Genomic DNA, 19,836 nt, shown 5'->3' with positions numbered 1-19,836 from the left:
AATTCCTAGTAAATAGATGATAATGCTATGAATTAATTCTATAACGTTTTTGCGGGAAGCGCCACAAGGAGGACGATTGTTTTGAAAGAGCTACATATTGGAAACAAGGAAGCCGCTATTCGGGAAAACTTATGGTCAACATCGTTTGTTTTTACCATAATGGTGAATTTCCTTGCCTATCTGGGGAATTTTATGCTACTACCAACTTTACCTTTACTTGTCTTAAACATTGGGGAAAACAAAATAATGGCGGGTCTAGTATCCGGAATTTATTATTTAACCGGTTTCATTTCTCGTCCAAAGGTTGGAGGACTGCTGGATCAAAAAGGAAGAATGTCAATTATGCTTACGAGTCTTACTTTGTTGCTGCTGACAACGATCTCTTACAATGCGGTGGAATATTCAGCCATTCTGCTGTTAATACTGAGAGCGATACACGGAATAAGTTGGAGTGCAACCACCACATCAGTCAGCACCATAGCCTCTGACCTGATTCCAGCCGCCCGCAGGAATCAAGGAATGGGCTTCTTTGGAGTTTCGATGTCAAGTGCTATGGCTCTCGGTCCTGCATTAGGATTATACGTATTGGAGCATTATAATTATACATTACTGTTCCTGCTTTCGGCTTTATGCATTGCATTAGCATTACTTACCGGCTTTTGGGAAAGCAGTTACCTTAATCAAATAAGTACAGAGCTTCCAATTATTGAAAAACAACTTGAATATCGAGCAAGGCAAAATACAGAAGCAACGCTTTTTGAGAAAACGGCGATGTGGCCATCCTTTTTGTATTTTATTGTTATGATGACCTACGCCACCGTAGGAATTTTCCTGCCTGCCTATGCGAGTGAGAAAGGCGTAGAAAATATAGGAATATTTTATGTAGTTACTGCACTGTCTACGATACTTGTCAGGTTAATCTCAGGTCGAATTGCTGACCGGTATGGAACCTGCAAAGTATTGTTGCCTGGCATGCTTTTATTGGCAATTGGCTTGCAACTATTGCCTGTAGCTGCGTCGCTGCCAATGTTTCTTGTGGCCGCTATAATTTATGGCGTTGGTCACGGTGCAGTTCAGCCAATTATAAACGCATTGGTTATATCCTCTGCACCAGTGGAAAGAAGAGGAGCAGCAAATGCAACACTTCTATGTGCAATGGACTTGGGAATAATGGTTGGCTCTGTTATTTGGGGCAGTGTGGCACAAGCGTTTGGATTTATTTACATATACAACGTTTCAGCTATTCTAATTATTTTATCTATTGTAATATACTTGGTAGCTTTCAGAGGCAATCTAAATGAATGATTGAAATGCTTTAAATTAGGAATACCTCGCGAAACGAAATACAACGCGACTCAGCGACTCAGAGGCACGGTTCGTTAAGGGTTCAATCGGAAGTTTTGCGCGCAAAAAGGCTCACCTAACAGCAGAAGGTTGCAAGGTGAGCCAAATTCAGGGAGGTACCTTTTCTAAAACATAAATATTTTGAAGTAAAAGAGGAGCAACTGTACCGTCCCTGGGCAGCTTCTTAAAGAAGCTGCCCCCAGTAAAGTAATCGCGAGCAGCTGCATATAATATAACGTTTTTTTAGACTTTAGGGTTTTTAGTCTGATTATTTTATGGCATTTAAAACTTGTACAAGTTCATCGGCAGCCGCATCCGCCCCACACGGTTGTACGATTGAAAATCCGCCAAGCCGTATGATGCCATTGTCATTCCAGGCTTGCTCAAGAGATTGATTACTATGGTAGGCGGCAGCCAGATTGCCTGCTACCAAATAACTGCGTTCCAGGCCGCTCATATTAGCGACCGCGGCCGGTTTCATAAATGGTTTGCCGTTAACGCTAATTTCACCGGTGGCAGCGTTAACAGAAACTTTGCTTTTGCTGTACTCTGTCAGCTTTTTAGCGTAATTGTCGCGTCTTTCTTTTTCACCCGGATGTGTGGAAGGGTTTAAAAGATCGTCAAAAAGGCCTTTGGAGCCACCCTGGCTCATGTTGTCGATGACGCGTTGCCATACTGCCGCCGGAGCCCCCGGATTGTAACCGGCTTCCGTTAAATAGCCATAGGCAACATTGTCCGCCTCCCATTCATTCGGTTTGGTCACACCAACAGCCTTGACATTGGTCGCAACCACATCAACCGCTAGCTTGCCGCCGCCATTCATTTGCGCCCCGGCAACCTTTTGCACAAATTCTACCGTTAACCTTTTTTGGGCCCCCTTTATCGGGTGCTTTTTCTGTCCGTGTACCAACTCGTGGGCCACAACGGCCGCGATCTTGTCTTCGTCATTATCCAAAAAGGAAAATACACCCGTATTGACAGAAACATTATGTCCCAGGCTGCAATAGGCATTAAATTCAGTTTTAGGGTTAATAAAATAGTTGTAGGGCTTATCAGTTATGGATGAGTCCGTTTTGGCAATTGCGCTTGCCAGTTTTGCCATAATACGGTCAAGTTCTTCATTTAAAAAAGAATCGCTGTTTACTCCGTCTGATCTTTTAAGTTCCTCAAAAAGTTGATTTCGCCCATCATTTTCATAATAGTCAAGTGATTCCCTTACTTTCTGTTGTTGTGCGGCAGTACTCAGGATTGAACCGCCAAGTTGGCCAAGACTAAGGGCCTCGGTTTTGGTTGGCTGGAATAGACCTATAGCCAACGAAAGGCACAGAGCCAGCGTCCCTGCTCCCAGTACCGACTTACGGAAAAAAGTTTTTAGATTCAAATCAATCAACACCTCATTTTATTTTTGCCTTGCATCAGCCAAAGATAACATTCAAGCATTCTTGCCAAACTCAGCGGTAGACAACTTACCCTTTCACCGGACGCCGTCTGTTGAGCTACTTTCACGCTAGAAATCAGTCTCACGGTTCCCGGAGTATGCCCAATATTTGGCTGATTTACACCCATTTTTATACATCGTATTATCTTCTCAATGTCTTCATAGGACAAAAGTCCCGGTTTTAAATTTTGTCCGGCTAGCAAAAAACTTTGAAGCCTAATCATTAGAACTTCGAGGTTTTTTGCTTTCTGGTACTTGGTTGCCCATTATTGAGCAGTTTCTTTTTGGAGCTCCACAGTGCTAGGGCAAAGCTCCCGCAACACATTACGGCAAATAACAGAACAACCGGCAGAACCTTATCCCAAACGACCGTTCCTCCTACATTTAAGCCGCGTAACGCATTAATCATGTATGTAAACTGAGCATTACGGCTATCTTCACCCCCCGGATAAACTTTCAAGAGGGAAAATAGCCGGCTAAAATAATATCGGCAATACCATTGCGTTCATATTCGCTTTCCTGATGTAGTTGATCTTTTGGCGGCTTCCTCATAAGAAATATCCCCTGCCAGTATCTTCTCTTTTGCTGTCCAGTTTTGTAAAAGCATAAGTAAAATGGCGTTTACTTCTTCGCCGTCGCATTTCTTTAGGGCGACCCAAAGGGGCGGTTCCGCCGAATCTGTCCTGGAAGTCCATGGCTTTTACCATGCGCTGAAATAGGGGGGAGCATTGGAACCGTCCCCGTGCTCCCCGTCCCTGTGCTCCCCTTTAAAATCATACTAGTTATACAATACCATAGCAAACAAAGAACTCCTGCCAAATTTCTACAAAAATTTGGCAGGAGTTCTTTCGCCGTTACCAATAACACAGTTCTCCCCGGCTAATCCTAAACTTCCCATACTACAGTATTCCTTTAAGCCCTGTTACTGTTACCTTGCCTGCAACATCCACGATAACCTCCATGGTTTGCCCCTGCCGATTGACAACATCCGGATGCTGTTTCAACGTATCAGTAAGAAATACCAATTGCTGATTGGCAGAACCTAAAAGATAATCTTGGGCAGGCAAATCCTGGTCATAGGGTCCGGCAATCAGCAAATCGGCCGTTGCCAGCAGTCGCTGCCAGGCGGGGTTAGCTTCGGTCGCAAATTCTACGAAGGTATAGCCGGTAAAAATCACGATATTTAAGCCCTGCTCCTTTACTTGCTCGGCCACCTCTGCTAAAGCCTGCGCCTGCCCAAACGGCTCACCGCCCGAGAAGGTAACACCCTCGATACCTTCGCTAGCTAGAATGCGCCCCACGATTTTTTCAACCGAGACTATTTGATTCTCCTGAAAACTCTGCATGTCCTGATTAAAGCAGCCGGGGCAATTGCGCGAGCAGCCCTGCACCCAGAGAACAGCGCGCCTACCCGGGCCATTACTGTACGAGGCAGGCAAAAAGGCGGCCATATTAATCAGGCCGCCTTTTTGTTTATTTTCTTGCGCTTTCATCGCTGATTATCCCGTACCTTGGTGGCATCGGCCGGCTGCTCATAGTATTCAGATGACATCTGCCGCACCTTGACTTCCCCCAGTGCCTCTTCAATGGGTTTGGTAATATCCAGGCATTTGCCGCCTTTGGCCCCAGCCACCTTGATACTAACCTGCCCATTGGCGTCAATAGTGATTTCCAGTTCTTCTTTGTCCATAGCTTACCGTCCTTTCTGCTTAATCTTGGTCCTCAATTTCTAGCAGCACTTGACCAGAGCCTGTTTCGCCGGCAACTTCACCCGGATAGGAGGCAGACTGAGCCCGGCCTTCTTGCAGCCACTGTCTGAGGTACTGAATATTTTCCCGCTGAGAAACTGACAACGGTACCTGCCGTTTTAGCGATATCACAATATCCTCGGTAGTAATCTCGCGCATATGATCACTGAAAGCCAAGTACATGGCATCAATAATGGCTTGCTCAATTTCCGCGCCGACATAACCGTCCGATTCCTTCACCAGCCGCTTGAGATCAAAATCACGCGGGTTACGGTTACGGCGTTTGAGATGGGTAGCAAAAATCTCGCGTCGTTCAGACATATGTGGCAAATCTAAGAAGAAGATTTCATCAAAGCGGCCTTTACGCATCAATTCTGGCGGCAAAGCCGCGATATTGTTGGCAGTAGCAACAACAAAGCACGGGGCTTTTTTATCCTGCATCCAGGTCAACAAAGTAGCAAAAACCCGCTGGCTGGTCCCGCCATCACCGGCACCAAAGGCGAAAGCCTTTTCAATTTCGTCCACCCACAAGATACATGGAGCAATCGTCTCAGCAATATGCAGCGCCCGGCGACAGCGGTCTTCGGACTCACCAACATACGAGCCAAACAGAGCGCCGACATCGAGCCGTAACAGCGGCAGCTGCCATAAGCCGCTAATCATTTTTGCCGTCAGGCTCTTGCCTGTACCGGGAATACCGACCATCGCTATACCTTTAGGCGCAGGCAAGCCATAGTCGCGAGCATCTTTGGTAAAAGCTTGTTCCCTGAGGCGCAGCCAGTCTTTCAAAACTCCCAGACCACCGACACTTTCCGAGGTTTCAGTAGTGCTCAAAAATTCAAGGGCTTCACTCTGACGCACTAATTGGGCCTTTTCTTCAGTAATCATGGTAATGCTACGGTCATCTAAACAGCCGCAAGTAACAATCGCCTTAGAAAATACCCGGCGCGCCTGTCCGGCCGTCATCCCCATGGCGGCCTGAACCACCTTTTCGCGACCAGTTTCGGTAAGATTCATCTTGACATTAGCGCCTTTGAGCAGTCCCTCCAGCACTCCGTCCAGTTCCTCTCCATTAGGACGCCTAAGGTGAATAACCACAGCTTCATCCTGCAATTCATCCGGAATCTGCCCGGTAGGGGTAGTGATGACAAGCGAGGTTCTCGTCTGCGTCAGGCGTTGTACAACACTTCGCAGCTTGCGCCTAACTGGCGGATTGCCCCAAAAATCATGAAAATCCTTGCAGACAAAAATATCTCCGTTATTATCCATACCGGTCTTTTCCATAAGATCCAACGCCACCAGCGGGTCCCGGCATTTTAAATCAAGCGCAGTCTTGCCTGTCAGCACAACAAAGCCATCAGCCACATCCCAGGACAGGCAGGTACGGTTTTTTTGCTCACAAACAGTTTTAACATGCTCAAGAGCTCGTTCTTCTTCTGGAGTTACGATAACAATGAGCGTAACCCGTGCTCTAATGTAGGTATCAAATTGCTCCGCAAAATCATCCATAATCTAACCTCCCCTATACCCATCTGCGTACTACTAATCTAATTTCGCCATTGGCCTCTCGCTGTTGTTCGACTACATTAAAGCCCTGATTGCTAATCTTATCCATAACAGTGGTTAAGGCGTACTGCTGTTGCACCTTGGTGGTGAACTGCTGTTCATTAACACCCTGCACTCCAAACCAATCGGCGACAAAACTATAGGTGCCGTCAGTTCCCAGTACGAAGCCAATGTCATACCCCTGCTTCATCCGCACAGCAATATCAACTGGTGTTTCTTGGCCGCGATAGCCTTTTATAGCCGTTTTTTCCTCCACATCATAGCCTAACTCCTTCAAGCAAGCCACTAACATCTCTTTGCTTGTAATTTTGGTTGTTACCTGAGTAAAATGCGACATCCTATTCATCCCTCCACTACACAAGTTTAGCTGCTACTTTATTATCTGCGATAACATCACCACTCGCTAGCTCCTGGGCTATTACAACCAGTTGCCCAGCCCCATCCAGTCTGGCCTTGACAGCAATGACCGCCTGCCCTTTGGTCGCCGCTGTGCTAGTTTTGAGCAGTAGTGGGCTGTCCTCGTTTATACACTGTTCGTCCATGCGATAAAATAATAATCCAAATTCCTGCTGACCGTCATAACTGGCTTTGATAGTAAATTCGGCCACTAGTCCATCACTCGGATAAAACTGGCCCTGCGGCACTATTTCGGAGTACTGATAGCCATTTTTGGCTAAATAGCGCAAGCCATAACTATCTCGCAAATAACCACTGCCATCCACATCGGCGGCTAACACCGCAGCACCGCAAGCAGCAACCGCCAAAGGCTGCTTATCATAAATAGCAATGCTGGGGAAAAATTCCTGCACCGTAGCCACCATCTGATTTTTGGCCGCACTGCCGCTCACTACTACCCCAGCAAGACTAGCTGCCGTATACCCCAACAGCCCGGCCTGTCGCAATACCTGCCTAAGCAGAACAGCCAATTGTTGCTCAGGCTGAATGTCTAACTCTGCTTCATCAGCCAGCCAGGCTGAACTATAACTTAGCACCCGGACATGGCGTCCGTTACTACCATCTCCAGCATGACTCGCGGCCTGCACCATGGCTGCTTCCATAAAGTCAGCGTTTAACCTGACAAAAATATATACGTCTCCCGGCTTAACCTTCATCCCGGCACCCCAGGCAGCAGCCCACGGCTCTTCGATAAGCTCCAGCCGGTTAAAACCCGCCTGCCTGACTGCCCCTTCCAGCCAAAGCTGGTATCGCCGCCACATCATTTCCGAATTACAGATTACTAGCGGCACCGTAAAGGCCAGCACGGCCTCATTGTTTAAACCTAGCGCTTGGGTGGACTGGTTAATTAGCGCAGCCACATAGTCCTTGGCCATATCCTGACTGCTCAGATAACGACTACCTACCAAGTTGTATACCCGCTTACCAGTAACAACAGCAAACTGAAGATCCCGAAACACAGCTTCCACCTGGCCACTTTCGACAGCCTCTTGCCCAATCAAACAATTTCCATTACCTGTATCATAAGCAATAAGTGACGGCGCCGCATACACACTTTTACCTTTGCCAACAGCATAACTGCTCATAGGCCGCGTTACCCCAGGCACATACAGCGTCTCTGCCTGACGGGATGCCTGCCGCCAATAAGCTGCTACCGTATAGGCATTTCCAAAATCAATAGCCAATTGTCCGGCCATTACCGTCACCTCCTAACTTATAACATAATATCATAGCGAAATTTAGCCGTAAGCAAGCTGTGTAAAAAAGAACTAGCCTGCCTAGCTGCCGGTTCAAGCTCCGGTGATGACAACACAGATTTCATAAAATGCCAGTCGTCATGGGTGGCTATTGCCACAGGTTTACTTAGGCGCAATTGCCTTATCGTCACTATACCCTGCGCCGATTTGATGACTGCCAGTTCTCCGCTGTGGCTCACCGCTAATAACTTCCCTGATTCCCTGGCACTCCATAATAGCTTGCCATTGTCAGTCTGCCACACCTTTATTGTTCCATCAAGCCCCTTACTGACCAGCAGCTGACCGTCACCGCTATACCGCAATCCCTCAATCGGGCCGGTATGCGCTGCCCATAACTTATTGCCGCCAGAACCACCGGCTAACGCATAAATGCGAATCCGGCCGTCACGTCCCCCGCCAGCCACAGCGCGTTTTTCAATAGCGACCGCAGCCGCACAAAATAAGCTGCCTGGATACTGCGCCTTGTTTGTCATATAAGCGCCATCCCACCACCAAGCCCTTGCTGGCAATACGCCTCCAGAACAAGCTAATGCCAGCATTTCACCACATCGACCTGCAGCCAACGCCGTTACCAGTCCGGGTTGGCCTTTGATGCTGTCAACCCATTTAACTTCAGGCAGCTGCCAAACATGAACCTTAGCATCCCGGCCGGCTGTCACCAGATACCGGCCATCAGGGGTAAAGGCTACCTCCACAATGCCCTCGTCATGAAGATTAACTGTCCGCCAAAGTGTGCCGTGGGCTATCTGCCATAGCCGCAACCGACCGTCAGCACAGCCACCGGCGACAATCTGTCCGTTGGGATGAAAAGCTGCGCATTCAATGTCGACCTCCACTTGCCCCGTTTCCAGGCCAACCCGCTGCCGCCCGTCTGGCACAAACATATTTCTGCCTGCTTGCGGACAGTTGTCCGCAATGCTATCCCAATCGGCTCGTTCCCAATCCTTAGATTGCCAGGATGTGTTCACGAGCGCCAAAACAAACTCAGCTGCCCAGTTAGCTGGCGCACGCAAGGCTAGACGGTATAACTCAGGCCATCGTTCCTGGCTTGTAAGCATATCCAGCATGGCCGCCCAATCTTCCTCTGTAATCTCTTCATATTCATCCCTTTGGCCTCCTTCCAACAGCAGCCCTACTAACAACAAACTCTGACCACTTTGACGGGCCGCTGTCAAAAATTGTTGCCTTTCTGTCGGGGCTGCCTGACTGTAGCCTTTGGTTAATAATGGTCTTGTTTCCTGCCAATCTAATGCATAATACTTCTCCCACTGGTTAGTGATGCAATAATATAATGCCGCCTTACTGTCACTGGTCGGTGCATAGCGAGCTATAACCGCCCAATTAGTAAGCCGTTCCTGGTTTTGGGCAAGCACGGTTTCACATAGTGCATCAATCGCCTGCCGGTTAGTTAAGGTCAGGAGCAACCGCCGGGCACGCCCGGCAATACTCCTATCAGTGTCATCCACCGCCAGTAAGAGCTCCGGAATAAGCACCGCGCCTTCACTCAGCATAACCCGGTCTGCCCTAGTCTTTAGCACCGTCAGCAGGCGTAGTCCCAGTGGCCCTGAAGCCAAATAACCGGACTCAAGCAAAATTTGTTCCAATTCCGGCCGGCGGGTATCGGCCCATAGCTGACACAGCGCATCAATGGCTCCACCATCGGTTAAGCCGCTAAGCGCCTTTCGCGCATAACCAGCAACCCCGGCTTCCTCACTACCAAGCGCGTCTACAAGCAGCGCTATAACCTCTGGTCCCATCCCGGCCGGAATAGCAGGCTGGGCAGCACGTAATGCTGCCATCACCTTTTCCCGCACCGCTTGCTCTGCTGCCAATTGCGCTGCCACAGCGTCAGCATCAGCCTCAGTATTAATAGCCCCTTCCGCTTCCCGCTGGAGCCTGGCCATTATGGTCCCCACGATTTCACGGATATTCTGACGATCGCCAATAGCCAGCTGTTCTTCCACTAAAGCTGCAGCCAACTGCCGTAATTTCTTCATATAATCAGCTGGATAGATCCATTCCATTTGCTGCAGGAAATCTTTGTCCTCAGCACCAAGCCCCATATGTTCACCACCAATATCAATGTGTTACATATGCAGGATATACCAACCGCCTGCAAACATCTTTATCGCAAATTAATATTCCAAATTCTTGGCATTAACCCGTTTACGAAAGATCCAATAAACCCATCCTTGATACACCAGCACCAGCGGCACCAAAGCCAGCGCTGCCACTGTCATAATTGACAACGTGTAGGACGAAGAAGCTGCGTTCGTAATCGTCAAACTCCAGGCCGGATTAAGACTTGACACCATCAGACGGGGGAACAGCCCCCAGAAAAAAGCAATTGTCGTAAACACCACTGTCAAGCTGCTTAGAATAAAGCCAAGCCCATATCGCTTGCAATATACGGCGCCATAGGCACCGACAAACAAGGCAACTGCCCCCCATAGCGCAATCCCAGCACCAGTACTAGCAAACAAGTCGGTATGAGTATAAGTCAGACCAACAAGCACCAAGCAAGCTACGGCTGTCAAAACTCCCACTTTTACCGCAGCACTACGGGCGCGTTCCATTAGTTTTCCTTCCAGTTTAAGCGTCAGATACAGCGCCCCATGGAAAGTAAATACCAGGAAGAAAGCAATCCCGCCCACCAGCGTATAGGGGCTAAGTAAATCGAAAAAGCTGCCAACATACTGCATTTTAGCATTGATAGGCACCCCTTGAATTAAGTTGGTCACCGCCACACCCCAGAGCACCGCCGGGATCGCACTGCCAATAAAAATCAGCCAATCCCACGTGCTGCGCCAAGCTGGATTATCATCTTTGCTCCTGAATTCAAAGGCTACCCCCCGAACAATAAGCGCCATCAACATCAAAAACAACGCCAGATAAAAACCGCTGAACAGTGTCGCATATAAATGCGGGAAAGCAGCAAACATCGCGCCCCCGGCTGTAATCATCCAAACTTCATTACCGTCCCATACCGGACCAATACTATTGATAATCACCCGTCGTTCGATGTCATTCTTCCCCAGGAAGGGAAGTAAAATCCCCACCCCATAGTCGAACCCTTCTAGAAAGAAAAACCCAATAAAAAGAACTGTCAGCAAAACAAACCACAATACACTTAGCTCCATAATGTCGCCCCCTTTACTGCTGGTTTATTGGTTTGAGCTGGAGTAGCCACAGGACCTTGCCGGACAAACTTCTGTACCAGATATACTGCTGCTATTGCCAGCAGGGCATATACCAAAGTAAAACCAATCAGTGAAATCCAGATGCTGCCGGCCCCCACAGTGGGTGATACCGCTTGCTCAGCCTTTTGCAGACCAAATACAATCCAGGGCTGGCGGCCACCCTCAGTCACAAACCAGCCAGTCGAGTTGGCGATATACGGCAACGGTAAACTCCACAATACAGCTTTGAGTACAAACGGTTTTGCTTCCAGTTGGCCGCGCCACCAGAAAAATCCTGCTGTTAACACAACAAGCATCATAGCGCTGCCAGCAGCCACCATAATCCGGAAACTCCAGAATAACGGCGTTACCGCAGGCACATAATTACCTGGCCCATATTGAGCAATATACTCTTTTTCAATATCTTTAATCCCCTTAACAGGTGTATTGGGATTATTGTTCGCCAATATCGATAACATAGCCGGAATTTTTATTTCAGTCGTATTGGTCTTATTTTGCTCGTCAATACTGGCCGCTATCGCAAACGGCGCGGGACTAGCCGTCTCCCACAGCGCTTCGGCTGCCGCCAGCTTCATAGGCTGCACTTTAGCAATGAACTGTGTCTGGGCATGACCACTGCCCATCAGGAGAAGTAAGCTTACTGTCGTCCAGATCAGTCCCAGCTTAAACGAGGCCCGGAAAAAATCAACATGGGTTTTCCGGATAAGATGAAAGGCACTGATGGCTAGTACAAAGAAACCAGCAGTTACCAGACCTGATAATACGGTATGTGGAAACTGATTGAACACATACGGATTGGTAATAAGTGCAACAAAATCTGTCATTTCTGCCCTGCCGTTATTAATCACATAGCCGACCGGTGACTGCATAAACGAGTTAGCTGTCAAAATCCAGAAAGCCGACAAATTCGTAGCCAACGCTACAATCCACATACTGGCGGCATGCCACCCCTTGGATAGACGATCCCAGCCAAAAATCCAAAGCCCCAAAAAGACTGATTCCAGGTAAAACGCAGTAAGCGCTTCCAAGGCCAGTGGTGCACCAAAAATATCTCCCATGAACCGGGCATATTCAGACCAGTTCATCCCAAAATGGAATTCCTGAACAATACCTGTGACCACACCCATAGCAAAGTTGATAAGGAATAGTTTTCCCCAAAATTTTGTCTGTTGTTTATACATCTCATTACCAGTGCGGACATAGTTAGTTTCCAGAATAGCGACAATAAGCGATAACCCCAAGGTCAATGGTACAAAAAGAAAGTGATAGATTGTCGTTATCCCGAACTGCCATCGGGACAAAATTAGTTCTTCCATGTTCCTACCCCCTATTAAAATTATTTGTTTTAGCAGCCAATGCTGCAAAGGTAACCTCGGCTAAGTCGGCTGCCAGCCGGTCTTGTGTCGCGGCCAGCGCCTGATGTACCGGACATTCCTCACCACAATGGCGATTGCATACGCTGCGGTCAGTCAGGCAGCGGTGAATACCAAGCGGGCCCTCCATCGCCACAATGGCATCATAGAGTGTAATGGCCTCCGCTCGCCTAGCCAGGGCAAACCCGCCCACCGCACCGCGGTATGATTTTACCAGTCCGGCCGCGGCCAGCAGCCGCATAATCTTTTGCAAAAACCGCCGCGGAATGTTTTGACTTTCAGCAATAACTAACCCGCTTGCCACCTCCCCAAAGGGCAGCCTGGCTAAATATAGTACTACGCGAAAGGCATAATCTGTGGCCTGGTTAAGCTGCACAATGTCACCACCTTCTAGTTGTCATAACTAATGTATACTGAACCGGTATAATATTAATTCCATTTTACTGCGCCTGCCTAAATTTTGTCAATACTTATTTGTTAGAAAAACGTATTAGCGGAAAATAATTAGTCACTCTGTTTTTTACTCTTCGCTGCTGGTGATGTGGAAATAAAAATAACCGTTCACGTTTTACGTTTACGGTTACGGTTATTCGAGTTAGGTAGTTCTAACTACATTTTATATTTTTTAGTCTTACATATTTCCAAAAATACATCCACTATCTCCGGGTCGAACTGTGTTCCCTTATTCCGCTTTAATTCCTCCATAGCTGCCGCTTGTGTCATACCCTGTCGGTAAGGTCTATCAGAAATCATGGCCTGAAAACTATCTGCCACCGCGATAATTCTTGATCCGAAAGAAATATCTTGACCAACTACTCCATCAGGGTACCCTCCCCCATCATAGCGTTCATGATGATGTTTTACAATTTTTCGAATCTGATTTAGTGATGGGATACCCTCCAAAATTTTCGCACCAATAACCGGATGCTGCCTAATAATATCAAATTCATCATCAGTAAGCTTGCCTGTTTTATTGAGAATGGTATCGCCAATGCCAATTTTACCAATATCATGCAAGAGCGCCGCAAAATTTATCGTAAATTTCTCCTCAGTATCTAGCCTCAGTTCATCCATGATATCTGTTGCCATAACCGCAACTTCCGCTGAATGCCCATGGGTGTATCGATCTCTAACCTCTAACGTATTGACCAATGTCATTATTATTGAAACAAGTACTTGCTCTCTCTCTACTGCAAACTTCTGTATCAGTTTGTTAACCCGAGAGGCAAGTAGGTTTACCTCATCTTTTCCTTGATACATTTGATGAGCATGGCGCTCATCCTCCAAAATAATATCGACAGCCCGCTTGACTGTGTTTAGCCGACCAACTATGCTTTTTGCCAATACCAGGCTAACGAGCAGCATAATAGCCATGCTAACAAGCGAATACACCAGTATCTGTGTTTTTCTCTGATTAATCCCATCCTGAATACTGCGGGCATCATAATCGATACCGATAATAGCAACTGTTTCCCCTCGATAATTTTTAACAGGCGCGTATCCAGAAAGCGTCATTCCCCATTTATCGGTAGTGAACTCATCATCTACTGCCGGCCGGTAAAAACCACTCAGCATCTCTGGTGCGACTTCAGCATCATATAACTCACCAAATTCAGCTGGATCTGGGTCAGCATCTACTAAAAAAACCAATTCCTTATTTGTTGCCCCTTGACGCATAATATAGATATCTTTAATATGTTTATTAGCTTCCATCAGCTGCGCAAAGAATTCTTTGATAGCGAGATATTGCTCGCTTTTCTGCTGCTCAGGCTCACGCAAATCATCCACAAAATCTCCGTTGATAGAAACTGCAGTAATAGCGGCAATTGACCGTAGTTCATCTTTGACCAGTTCAATGTGACTTGATTCTATATTTTCTTCTAATTGATAGGTCAAAGCTAAAACCATTACTGTAAATACAAGAAATAAAATAATAACCAGTTTGGAATAAAGTGACGTATGTGCCAAGGGGTTCCAGTTGCTACTACCAATTCGCTTAAAGTGATTTAATTTCCGTTTGACGATACGTCTCATGTGCTTTACCCCTTTACTAATAAAGCGAGCAACTCGCTTTATGCATATAATGTATTAAACAACCCCGTCTGTCCATTATTTATGCAAGAAACGCACCAAGCTCGTAGATACTCCTATTGAATTATCTGAACAGCCTCCTAAATCAACCAGTTCGCCCTAAAAAAATCAAACCAGTTCGCAAACATCGCCAACTTATCCCTAACTTCACTCTGCTTAATACCAATAATTGCATACCTACCAATAGTTGCTATGCAATTATTGGTAGGTATGCAAAAAACAATTTGCTTCACTCTTCTGTTTTCCCGCTATTTCTTTGACGCATTTGATCCAGGCGATAACACAACGCTCTGAGTGACATATCCAGATATTTGGCAGTTGCCGTCTGGTTGCCCTTATGCGCATCAAGGACCGCCTGAATAATGAGATCATTATATTCTTTTATTGATAGACCTCCGTCCGGCAAAGGCAGTACCACCTGTTTTTGTTTCGTACTGTCTGCAGACTTCCCAACTACAGAAGCTGCTGCACATTCTTGCACAATTTTTTCCAAGTGGCATGGTTGAAGTTCGGCATCATCATACATAAAAACTGCCCATTCCATCGCATTGCGCAATTCCCGCACATTTCCAGGCCAATTATACTGTTTTAGCAGCTGCCCGGCCTGATAACTAATGCTAACAAAGCGTTTTCTTTTGGTTTGGGTAAACTCCTGTAAAAACATCTCCGCAAGCGGCACAATTTCCTCCCGCCGCTCTCTAAGGGACGGAATCACAATATGTCCAATTTTCAAGCGATAATAGAGATCACGCCGGAATGAGCCCTCTTCCATTTTTTTTTCAAGATCAACATTCGTGGCGCAGATAATCCGAACATCTGTCTTTATTTTTTTTAAACCGCCGACCCGATAATATTCCTTGGACTCAAGGACTCTCAGCAGTTTGGCTTGCATCTCTGGCGGCATCTCGGCCACTTCATCCAAAAACAGCGTGCCTCCGGCCGCAGCATCTAGTTTGCCTTTTTGCCCACGGCTTGAGCTGCCACTAAACGACCCGCCCTCGTAGCCGAATAGCTCGGTCTCAAACAGGTTCTGCGGAATGGCTGCACAGTTAATTTCAACAAGTGGTCCTGACGTCGCTTTCAGGTTAGAGCCATAATGGACGATACGCGCGACTACTTCTTTGCCTGTACCTGTTTCCCCTTGAATCAGCACAGGCAGTGCCCTATCTGTGTGGAAACGTTGGGCAAGGCCAGCCACGTGCTGCATGCTTGCAGAAAAGACCCCCACATTGCCGATAACCGTTGCAGCAACCAGCTTCCGCATGCGGGTTAGCTCCTGTTCGGTATTCTTGGTCGCAGACTGGAGCTGAGCGTCAAAATTTTCAGTCAGTTCTTTATTCTCCCGTAATAATGACTGATGTTCTGACACTCGTTGCGCAATAACCGCCAGTTCCTGGGCATCAACAGGCTTCAGTAAATAATCATAGGCTCCGGCCCGCAAAGCCGCTACCGCTGTTTTCATATCGCCATAACCAGTAAATAGCACAACATCTGTCCGCCAGCTGTCAGGCTGCTCGGTAATGGCCTGAGCCAGTTCAATCCCGGACATACCTGGCATCTGAATGTCAGATAGCACGAGAGGATAATCGGCCAACTTCCACTTAGCCAACGCCTGCTCCGCATTATCGCACTCAGTTACCGCATGCTCCTGTTCGCGCAAGAACCAGGCCACTGCTTCCCGGCTATGTCTGTCGTCATCTACCAGCAATATTTCCATAGCTTAACCCCCTAAACTCCTTCTTCACTTACACCCGGAAAGGTAATCAAAAATGCGGCTCCTTCATTTTCACCCGAAACAATGCTAATGGTTCCCTTGCAGGAGGTAACAATAGACTGCACTATCGATAATCCCAAACCAAGATTATCACTGCCAGGTTTGGTAGAAAAAAACGGTTCAAACACCTTGGTTCTGTGCGTAGTCTGTATGCCTGGCCCATTATCGGAGATTTGAATATACACGTTATTCTTATCTGACCAAGTTCGGATCGTGAGCCGCTTGTCCTGGCATTCTCCCGCCTCCATCGCTTGCATAGCATTAGCTGCCAAATTAACCACAAGTTCTTCCAGCGCTGTAGGCATAGCATAAATACGTGGCAATTGTTCAGCCAACTCTTTATGCACTCTAATTCCATGCGCTATTAATTGACTGCCAATAATTTTAAGCGATTGTTCTATAGCCTCATTAACCTGGCAGTAGGTCACTCGGCTTTCATCTCGCCGGATAAAGCTCCGCATGTGCGTAATTATGTTATTAATGCGATCAGCTTGGTTGGAGATCTCAGCCACATTGCGCATGATATCTTCTGCCGGCCGCTCTTTGCCATTATGGTACGCATAGACCATCCCGCTAGCGATCATTTTGATCGAGTTGAGCGGCTGATTAATCTCATGGGACAAACCGGCTGCCATGGTCCCCAGTGAAGACAGCTTTTCGGCTTGCGCTCTTACCGCATCGGCCTTGGCCATAGCTGCTGCCGCCATTTTTTGTTCAGTTATATCTTCTTTTATCGTAATGAAGTTTACAATTTCCCCGTAGTTATTCCGAACAGGCGTAATGGTCATAACCTCTTCATACAGACTGCCATCCTTCCGATAGTGGGCGAATTCACCCCGCCACGCCTCAGCCGTAGAATTGAGCTGCTGCCAAAAGCGCTGACAGAAGCCTTCATCCCGATAGCCTGACAACACCATCAGGTTTTGTCCGAGAGCCTCAGTCTCGGTATATCCTGTCAAATCCGCAAAAGCCGGATTAATCCATTCCACATTGCCATCCCTATTAGTAAAAACAATGGCATTGGCAGCTGCTTCTAATCCGACTGTCAGCAGTCTGCGGCGCTGACGATCTCTGGCGGCGCTGATAGCAATAGACAACTGATGAGAAAAACTCTGCAACCGGGTCACAATCCGTTCATCCCAATAATTTGGCTTCGTACTTATGAGATAAAATGCCCCTACCGTACTCCCCTTCAGGTTCAGTGGCAATGCAATCTCCGACTGAATCTCGGCCTTATCAAGCTGTAACTCAGCTATAAGTTGTTCTTGCCAGCATGACAAATCATCTTTGCATTGAACCACTTGGATTGTGCCAGTCTTAATGGCTAAGCTACTCAGCCGACCTGTAGCAGAGCAGTTTAGACTACTGCTCCCTGTTGCTATAGCTAGTTTCCCCTCGGCCGCACTTATCCTGATACTGTCATCAGCATCCTGCAAAATGACCCTCACAAGCGATACTTCAAAAATAGCCTCCAATTGCTCACAGACATAATTGAGTATTTCCTCTATGCTGGCCTCTTCCAACACCTTGACCGCTGTTTGCATTAATATTCGGTCACAGGCTTCATCCTGCTTTTTCTCGGTAATATTACGAATGATAATTACTATTTCATCCTTGGTGCTCACTGCCAGACGGGCTTCAAATTCTTGTTTTATACCATTTATTACTAATTGATATTCTTCTGTTACCAATTCGCCAGCAACCATGTTTTTGCTTAATTCCACGAATTTGCCATATACACCGGCAGGCAAAATCTCAGCCGCTAACGCTTCCGCTAGATTTTTATTCAATATCTGCTCGCGCGGCAAATACAATTCTGCTGGCTTCTTAGCTTCAACATCGAGAATGATTCCGTCCCTGCTAACCCTGAGCAGTATATCTGGCACAGCAGAAATCAATGCAGCCAGCCTGTGCTCACTCGTAAGTAAGGCCTGCACGGTATCTTCATGTTCCATAATTTCCAATTCCAACTGTTGGTTTTTCAACTGAAGTTTTTTTGTTTGTTCAGCAACCGCCTGTGCAAGCCACTCTTGCCTACGGAACATGCTATTAAGGAAAACCAACAATAGGATTAACGCACTACCACCCAATCCCCAGATAAGCCCGCGCATATAAAGACTAGGCTGAGGCAAATTACTCCAACCAACCCTTACTTGCCAGTATGTATCTGCAATCGGCAGGATAATTTCCTGGACAGATGACTGGACTGCCAATTGATTAAGCCGATATAATGGATCGCCGTCCTCTGCCAATATCTCAACATAATAACTTCCCGCATTATTCGCACGCATTGGTCCAACCTTGCCTACGGCCTCCTGAAAAACTTTGTCTGCCACAAAGTTAACTAAAACCAGGCCACGAAACTGTTCCCCCTCAAACACTGGGGCTCTCAGTGCAAAAATAGCAAACCCGTTTGGCGTTTGCACTGGCACTTTATTGACTGTTGTCCGCTTCTCGCGTTCAGCTTTATGTGTAACGTCAGCAAAGCTTGTATCAGATAAATTTGTGCCACCCAAGGATACACCCAAATTCGCCGGATACCAATAACGCATGGTATCTGTTTCGTCAAAATATGCTATAGCCGTTATCGCCGGATAGTGTTTGATTGAGGCAGCAACATACCGCTCAAAAACCGCCTTATCTGGTAGAGTTTCCCTCAGCTGTATAAACACCTTTACGTCTTCTACCACATGTAAACTCTGCCCTACTTCATCTTGCAGTGATTTCTCCAACTGTTCAGTAAATCTATTCAAAACCCAGGTATATCGTTCACTTTCCTGCTGGCAGTAACTCGTATCAAAGCTAACTATACAGAACAGCCCCACACAAAAAACAATTACAAAAGTCCAGCGTTTTAGCACTATTTCGCACCAGCCTTATACTTACAGCGTTGTCACATAGTATTTTATAGTTAATTCGGTATATTAGCTCAAAATCCCTGTATCCTTGACAAAAACTACGCAAAAATCAATAGCACCGCAAGCGAGAGCCTTAACCTTGGCCTATATCTTCTGGTTAAGGCTCTCGCAGCTGCTAAGGAAAACCGCTAACGCGGTCCTTTGGCTTCGAGTACATCCGAAATTCGGTACTCAAATCCATGAACCCTATTGTAGTAGCGGGGATACATCTCCCACATGATTGACAAGTAAAATCGGCGGTTAAGTTGAATCAATGGAATACAAAGAGAGGGGTTTTACTTTTGTCATTGCCACAAAAGTAACAAAAAGTCTAGGCCCAAAGCCTCCAAAAGCTGAAAAGCCAGGCGATATTCCTAAAATCCGTAAACTCGCTACGCTCAAACAGTACGGATTTCTTAACGGAATACCGCCCGGCTTTTCTCCTGCGGAACGCTTTTTCCGGCAAAGGCCGGGAGGTTACGGGAGTTACGAAGGGTATCAGGAGTAAATAGTACGGAGGTACAGGCGGCCGTTATGCATAAGCGGAGGTTAAGCGCCAGCGGCGAAGCGTTGTAGGACGGCTGATTGCTATGCCATCCATGGCGCAATCGGCACTAGCACCATCCGGGTGCGTCGCCGGCACAAGCCTTAGTCGTTCAATCCAGGGAAAGTTATACTTTCCAGCTGGAAAAT

Annotated in this window: 14 protein-coding genes; 1 reads left to right on the top strand and 13 read right to left on the bottom strand. The window is 47.0% G+C overall.

From position 1 onward, the window contains the following. Positions 1–81 precede the first annotated feature (81 nt). Positions 82–1,305 carry an MFS transporter gene (locus ACZ449_RS23255; protein WP_464258420.1) on the top strand — a complete coding sequence of 408 codons (1,224 nt, stop codon included), beginning with the start codon at positions 82–84 and terminating at the stop codon, positions 1,303–1,305. Between the two features lie 307 nt (positions 1,306–1,612). Here the strand turns inward: ACZ449_RS23255 and ACZ449_RS23250 are convergent, their stop codons facing one another. The 13 genes from ACZ449_RS23250 to ACZ449_RS23190 all read right to left on the bottom strand — a co-directional run bounded on the left by ACZ449_RS23250 (position 1,613) and on the right by ACZ449_RS23190 (position 19,107). Beyond that, the gene (locus ACZ449_RS23250) at positions 1,613–2,725 is read right to left on the bottom strand and encodes a M48 family metallopeptidase (protein WP_464258419.1); all 1,113 of its coding nucleotides are present in this window, start codon (positions 2,723–2,725) and stop codon (positions 1,613–1,615) included. Between the two features lie 956 nt (positions 2,726–3,681). After that, the gene (locus tag ACZ449_RS23245) at positions 3,682–4,275 is read right to left on the bottom strand and encodes a 4Fe-4S single cluster domain-containing protein (protein WP_464258418.1); all 594 of its coding nucleotides are present in this window, start codon (positions 4,273–4,275) and stop codon (positions 3,682–3,684) included. Continuing rightward, entirely contained in the window at positions 4,272–4,472 is a 201-nt protein-coding gene (locus ACZ449_RS23240) for a DUF2997 domain-containing protein (protein ID WP_464258417.1), read from the bottom strand. Before ACZ449_RS23240 ends, ACZ449_RS23245 begins: the two co-directional genes overlap by 4 nt. A gap of 19 nt (positions 4,473–4,491) precedes the next feature. Further along, positions 4,492–6,039 carry an AAA family ATPase gene (locus ACZ449_RS23235; RefSeq protein ID WP_464258416.1) on the bottom strand — a complete coding sequence of 516 codons (1,548 nt, stop codon included), beginning with the start codon at positions 6,037–6,039 and terminating at the stop codon, positions 4,492–4,494. A gap of 13 nt (positions 6,040–6,052) precedes the next feature. Further along, the gene (locus ACZ449_RS23230; RefSeq protein ID WP_464258415.1) at positions 6,053–6,433 is read right to left on the bottom strand and encodes a DUF1257 domain-containing protein; all 381 of its coding nucleotides are present in this window, start codon (positions 6,431–6,433) and stop codon (positions 6,053–6,055) included. Between the two features lie 16 nt (positions 6,434–6,449). Further along, a complete protein-coding gene (locus ACZ449_RS23225; RefSeq protein WP_464258414.1) occupies positions 6,450–7,748 on the bottom strand; it encodes an Hsp70 family protein in 1,299 nt (432 codons plus the stop codon). Between the two features lie 17 nt (positions 7,749–7,765). Further along, positions 7,766–9,871, bottom strand: coding sequence for a WD40 repeat domain-containing protein (locus ACZ449_RS23220; RefSeq protein ID WP_464258413.1), 2,106 nt, complete (start codon positions 9,869–9,871; stop codon positions 7,766–7,768). Positions 9,872–9,943: 72 nt separating this feature from the next. Then, entirely contained in the window at positions 9,944–10,948 is a 1,005-nt protein-coding gene (cydB, locus tag ACZ449_RS23215) for a cytochrome d ubiquinol oxidase subunit II (RefSeq protein WP_464258412.1), read from the bottom strand. Next, positions 10,939–12,324: a cytochrome ubiquinol oxidase subunit I gene (locus ACZ449_RS23210; RefSeq protein ID WP_464258411.1), complete on the bottom strand. Its 1,386-nt coding sequence runs from the start codon at positions 12,322–12,324 to the stop codon at positions 10,939–10,941. The genes cydB and ACZ449_RS23210 overlap by 10 nt, the downstream gene beginning before the upstream one ends. A gap of 4 nt (positions 12,325–12,328) precedes the next feature. After that, complete coding sequence (locus tag ACZ449_RS23205) at positions 12,329–12,757, bottom strand: RrF2 family transcriptional regulator (RefSeq protein ID WP_464258410.1); 429 nt, start codon at positions 12,755–12,757, stop codon at positions 12,329–12,331. A 233-nt stretch (positions 12,758–12,990) separates the two neighbouring features. Then, positions 12,991–14,415: an HD-GYP domain-containing protein gene (locus ACZ449_RS23200; RefSeq protein WP_464258409.1), complete on the bottom strand. Its 1,425-nt coding sequence runs from the start codon at positions 14,413–14,415 to the stop codon at positions 12,991–12,993. Positions 14,416–14,701: 286 nt separating this feature from the next. After that, positions 14,702–16,189, bottom strand: a complete 1,488-nt coding sequence (locus ACZ449_RS23195; RefSeq protein ID WP_464258408.1) for a sigma-54-dependent transcriptional regulator — start codon at positions 16,187–16,189, stop codon at positions 14,702–14,704. A gap of 11 nt (positions 16,190–16,200) precedes the next feature. After that, positions 16,201–19,107, bottom strand: a complete 2,907-nt coding sequence (locus ACZ449_RS23190) for an ATP-binding protein (RefSeq protein ID WP_464258407.1) — start codon at positions 19,105–19,107, stop codon at positions 16,201–16,203. Positions 19,108–19,836: the final 729 nt, after the last annotated feature.

The organism is Desulfosporomusa polytropa (assembly GCF_055380075.1).
This window is presented reverse-complemented; position numbering and strand designations above follow the sequence as displayed.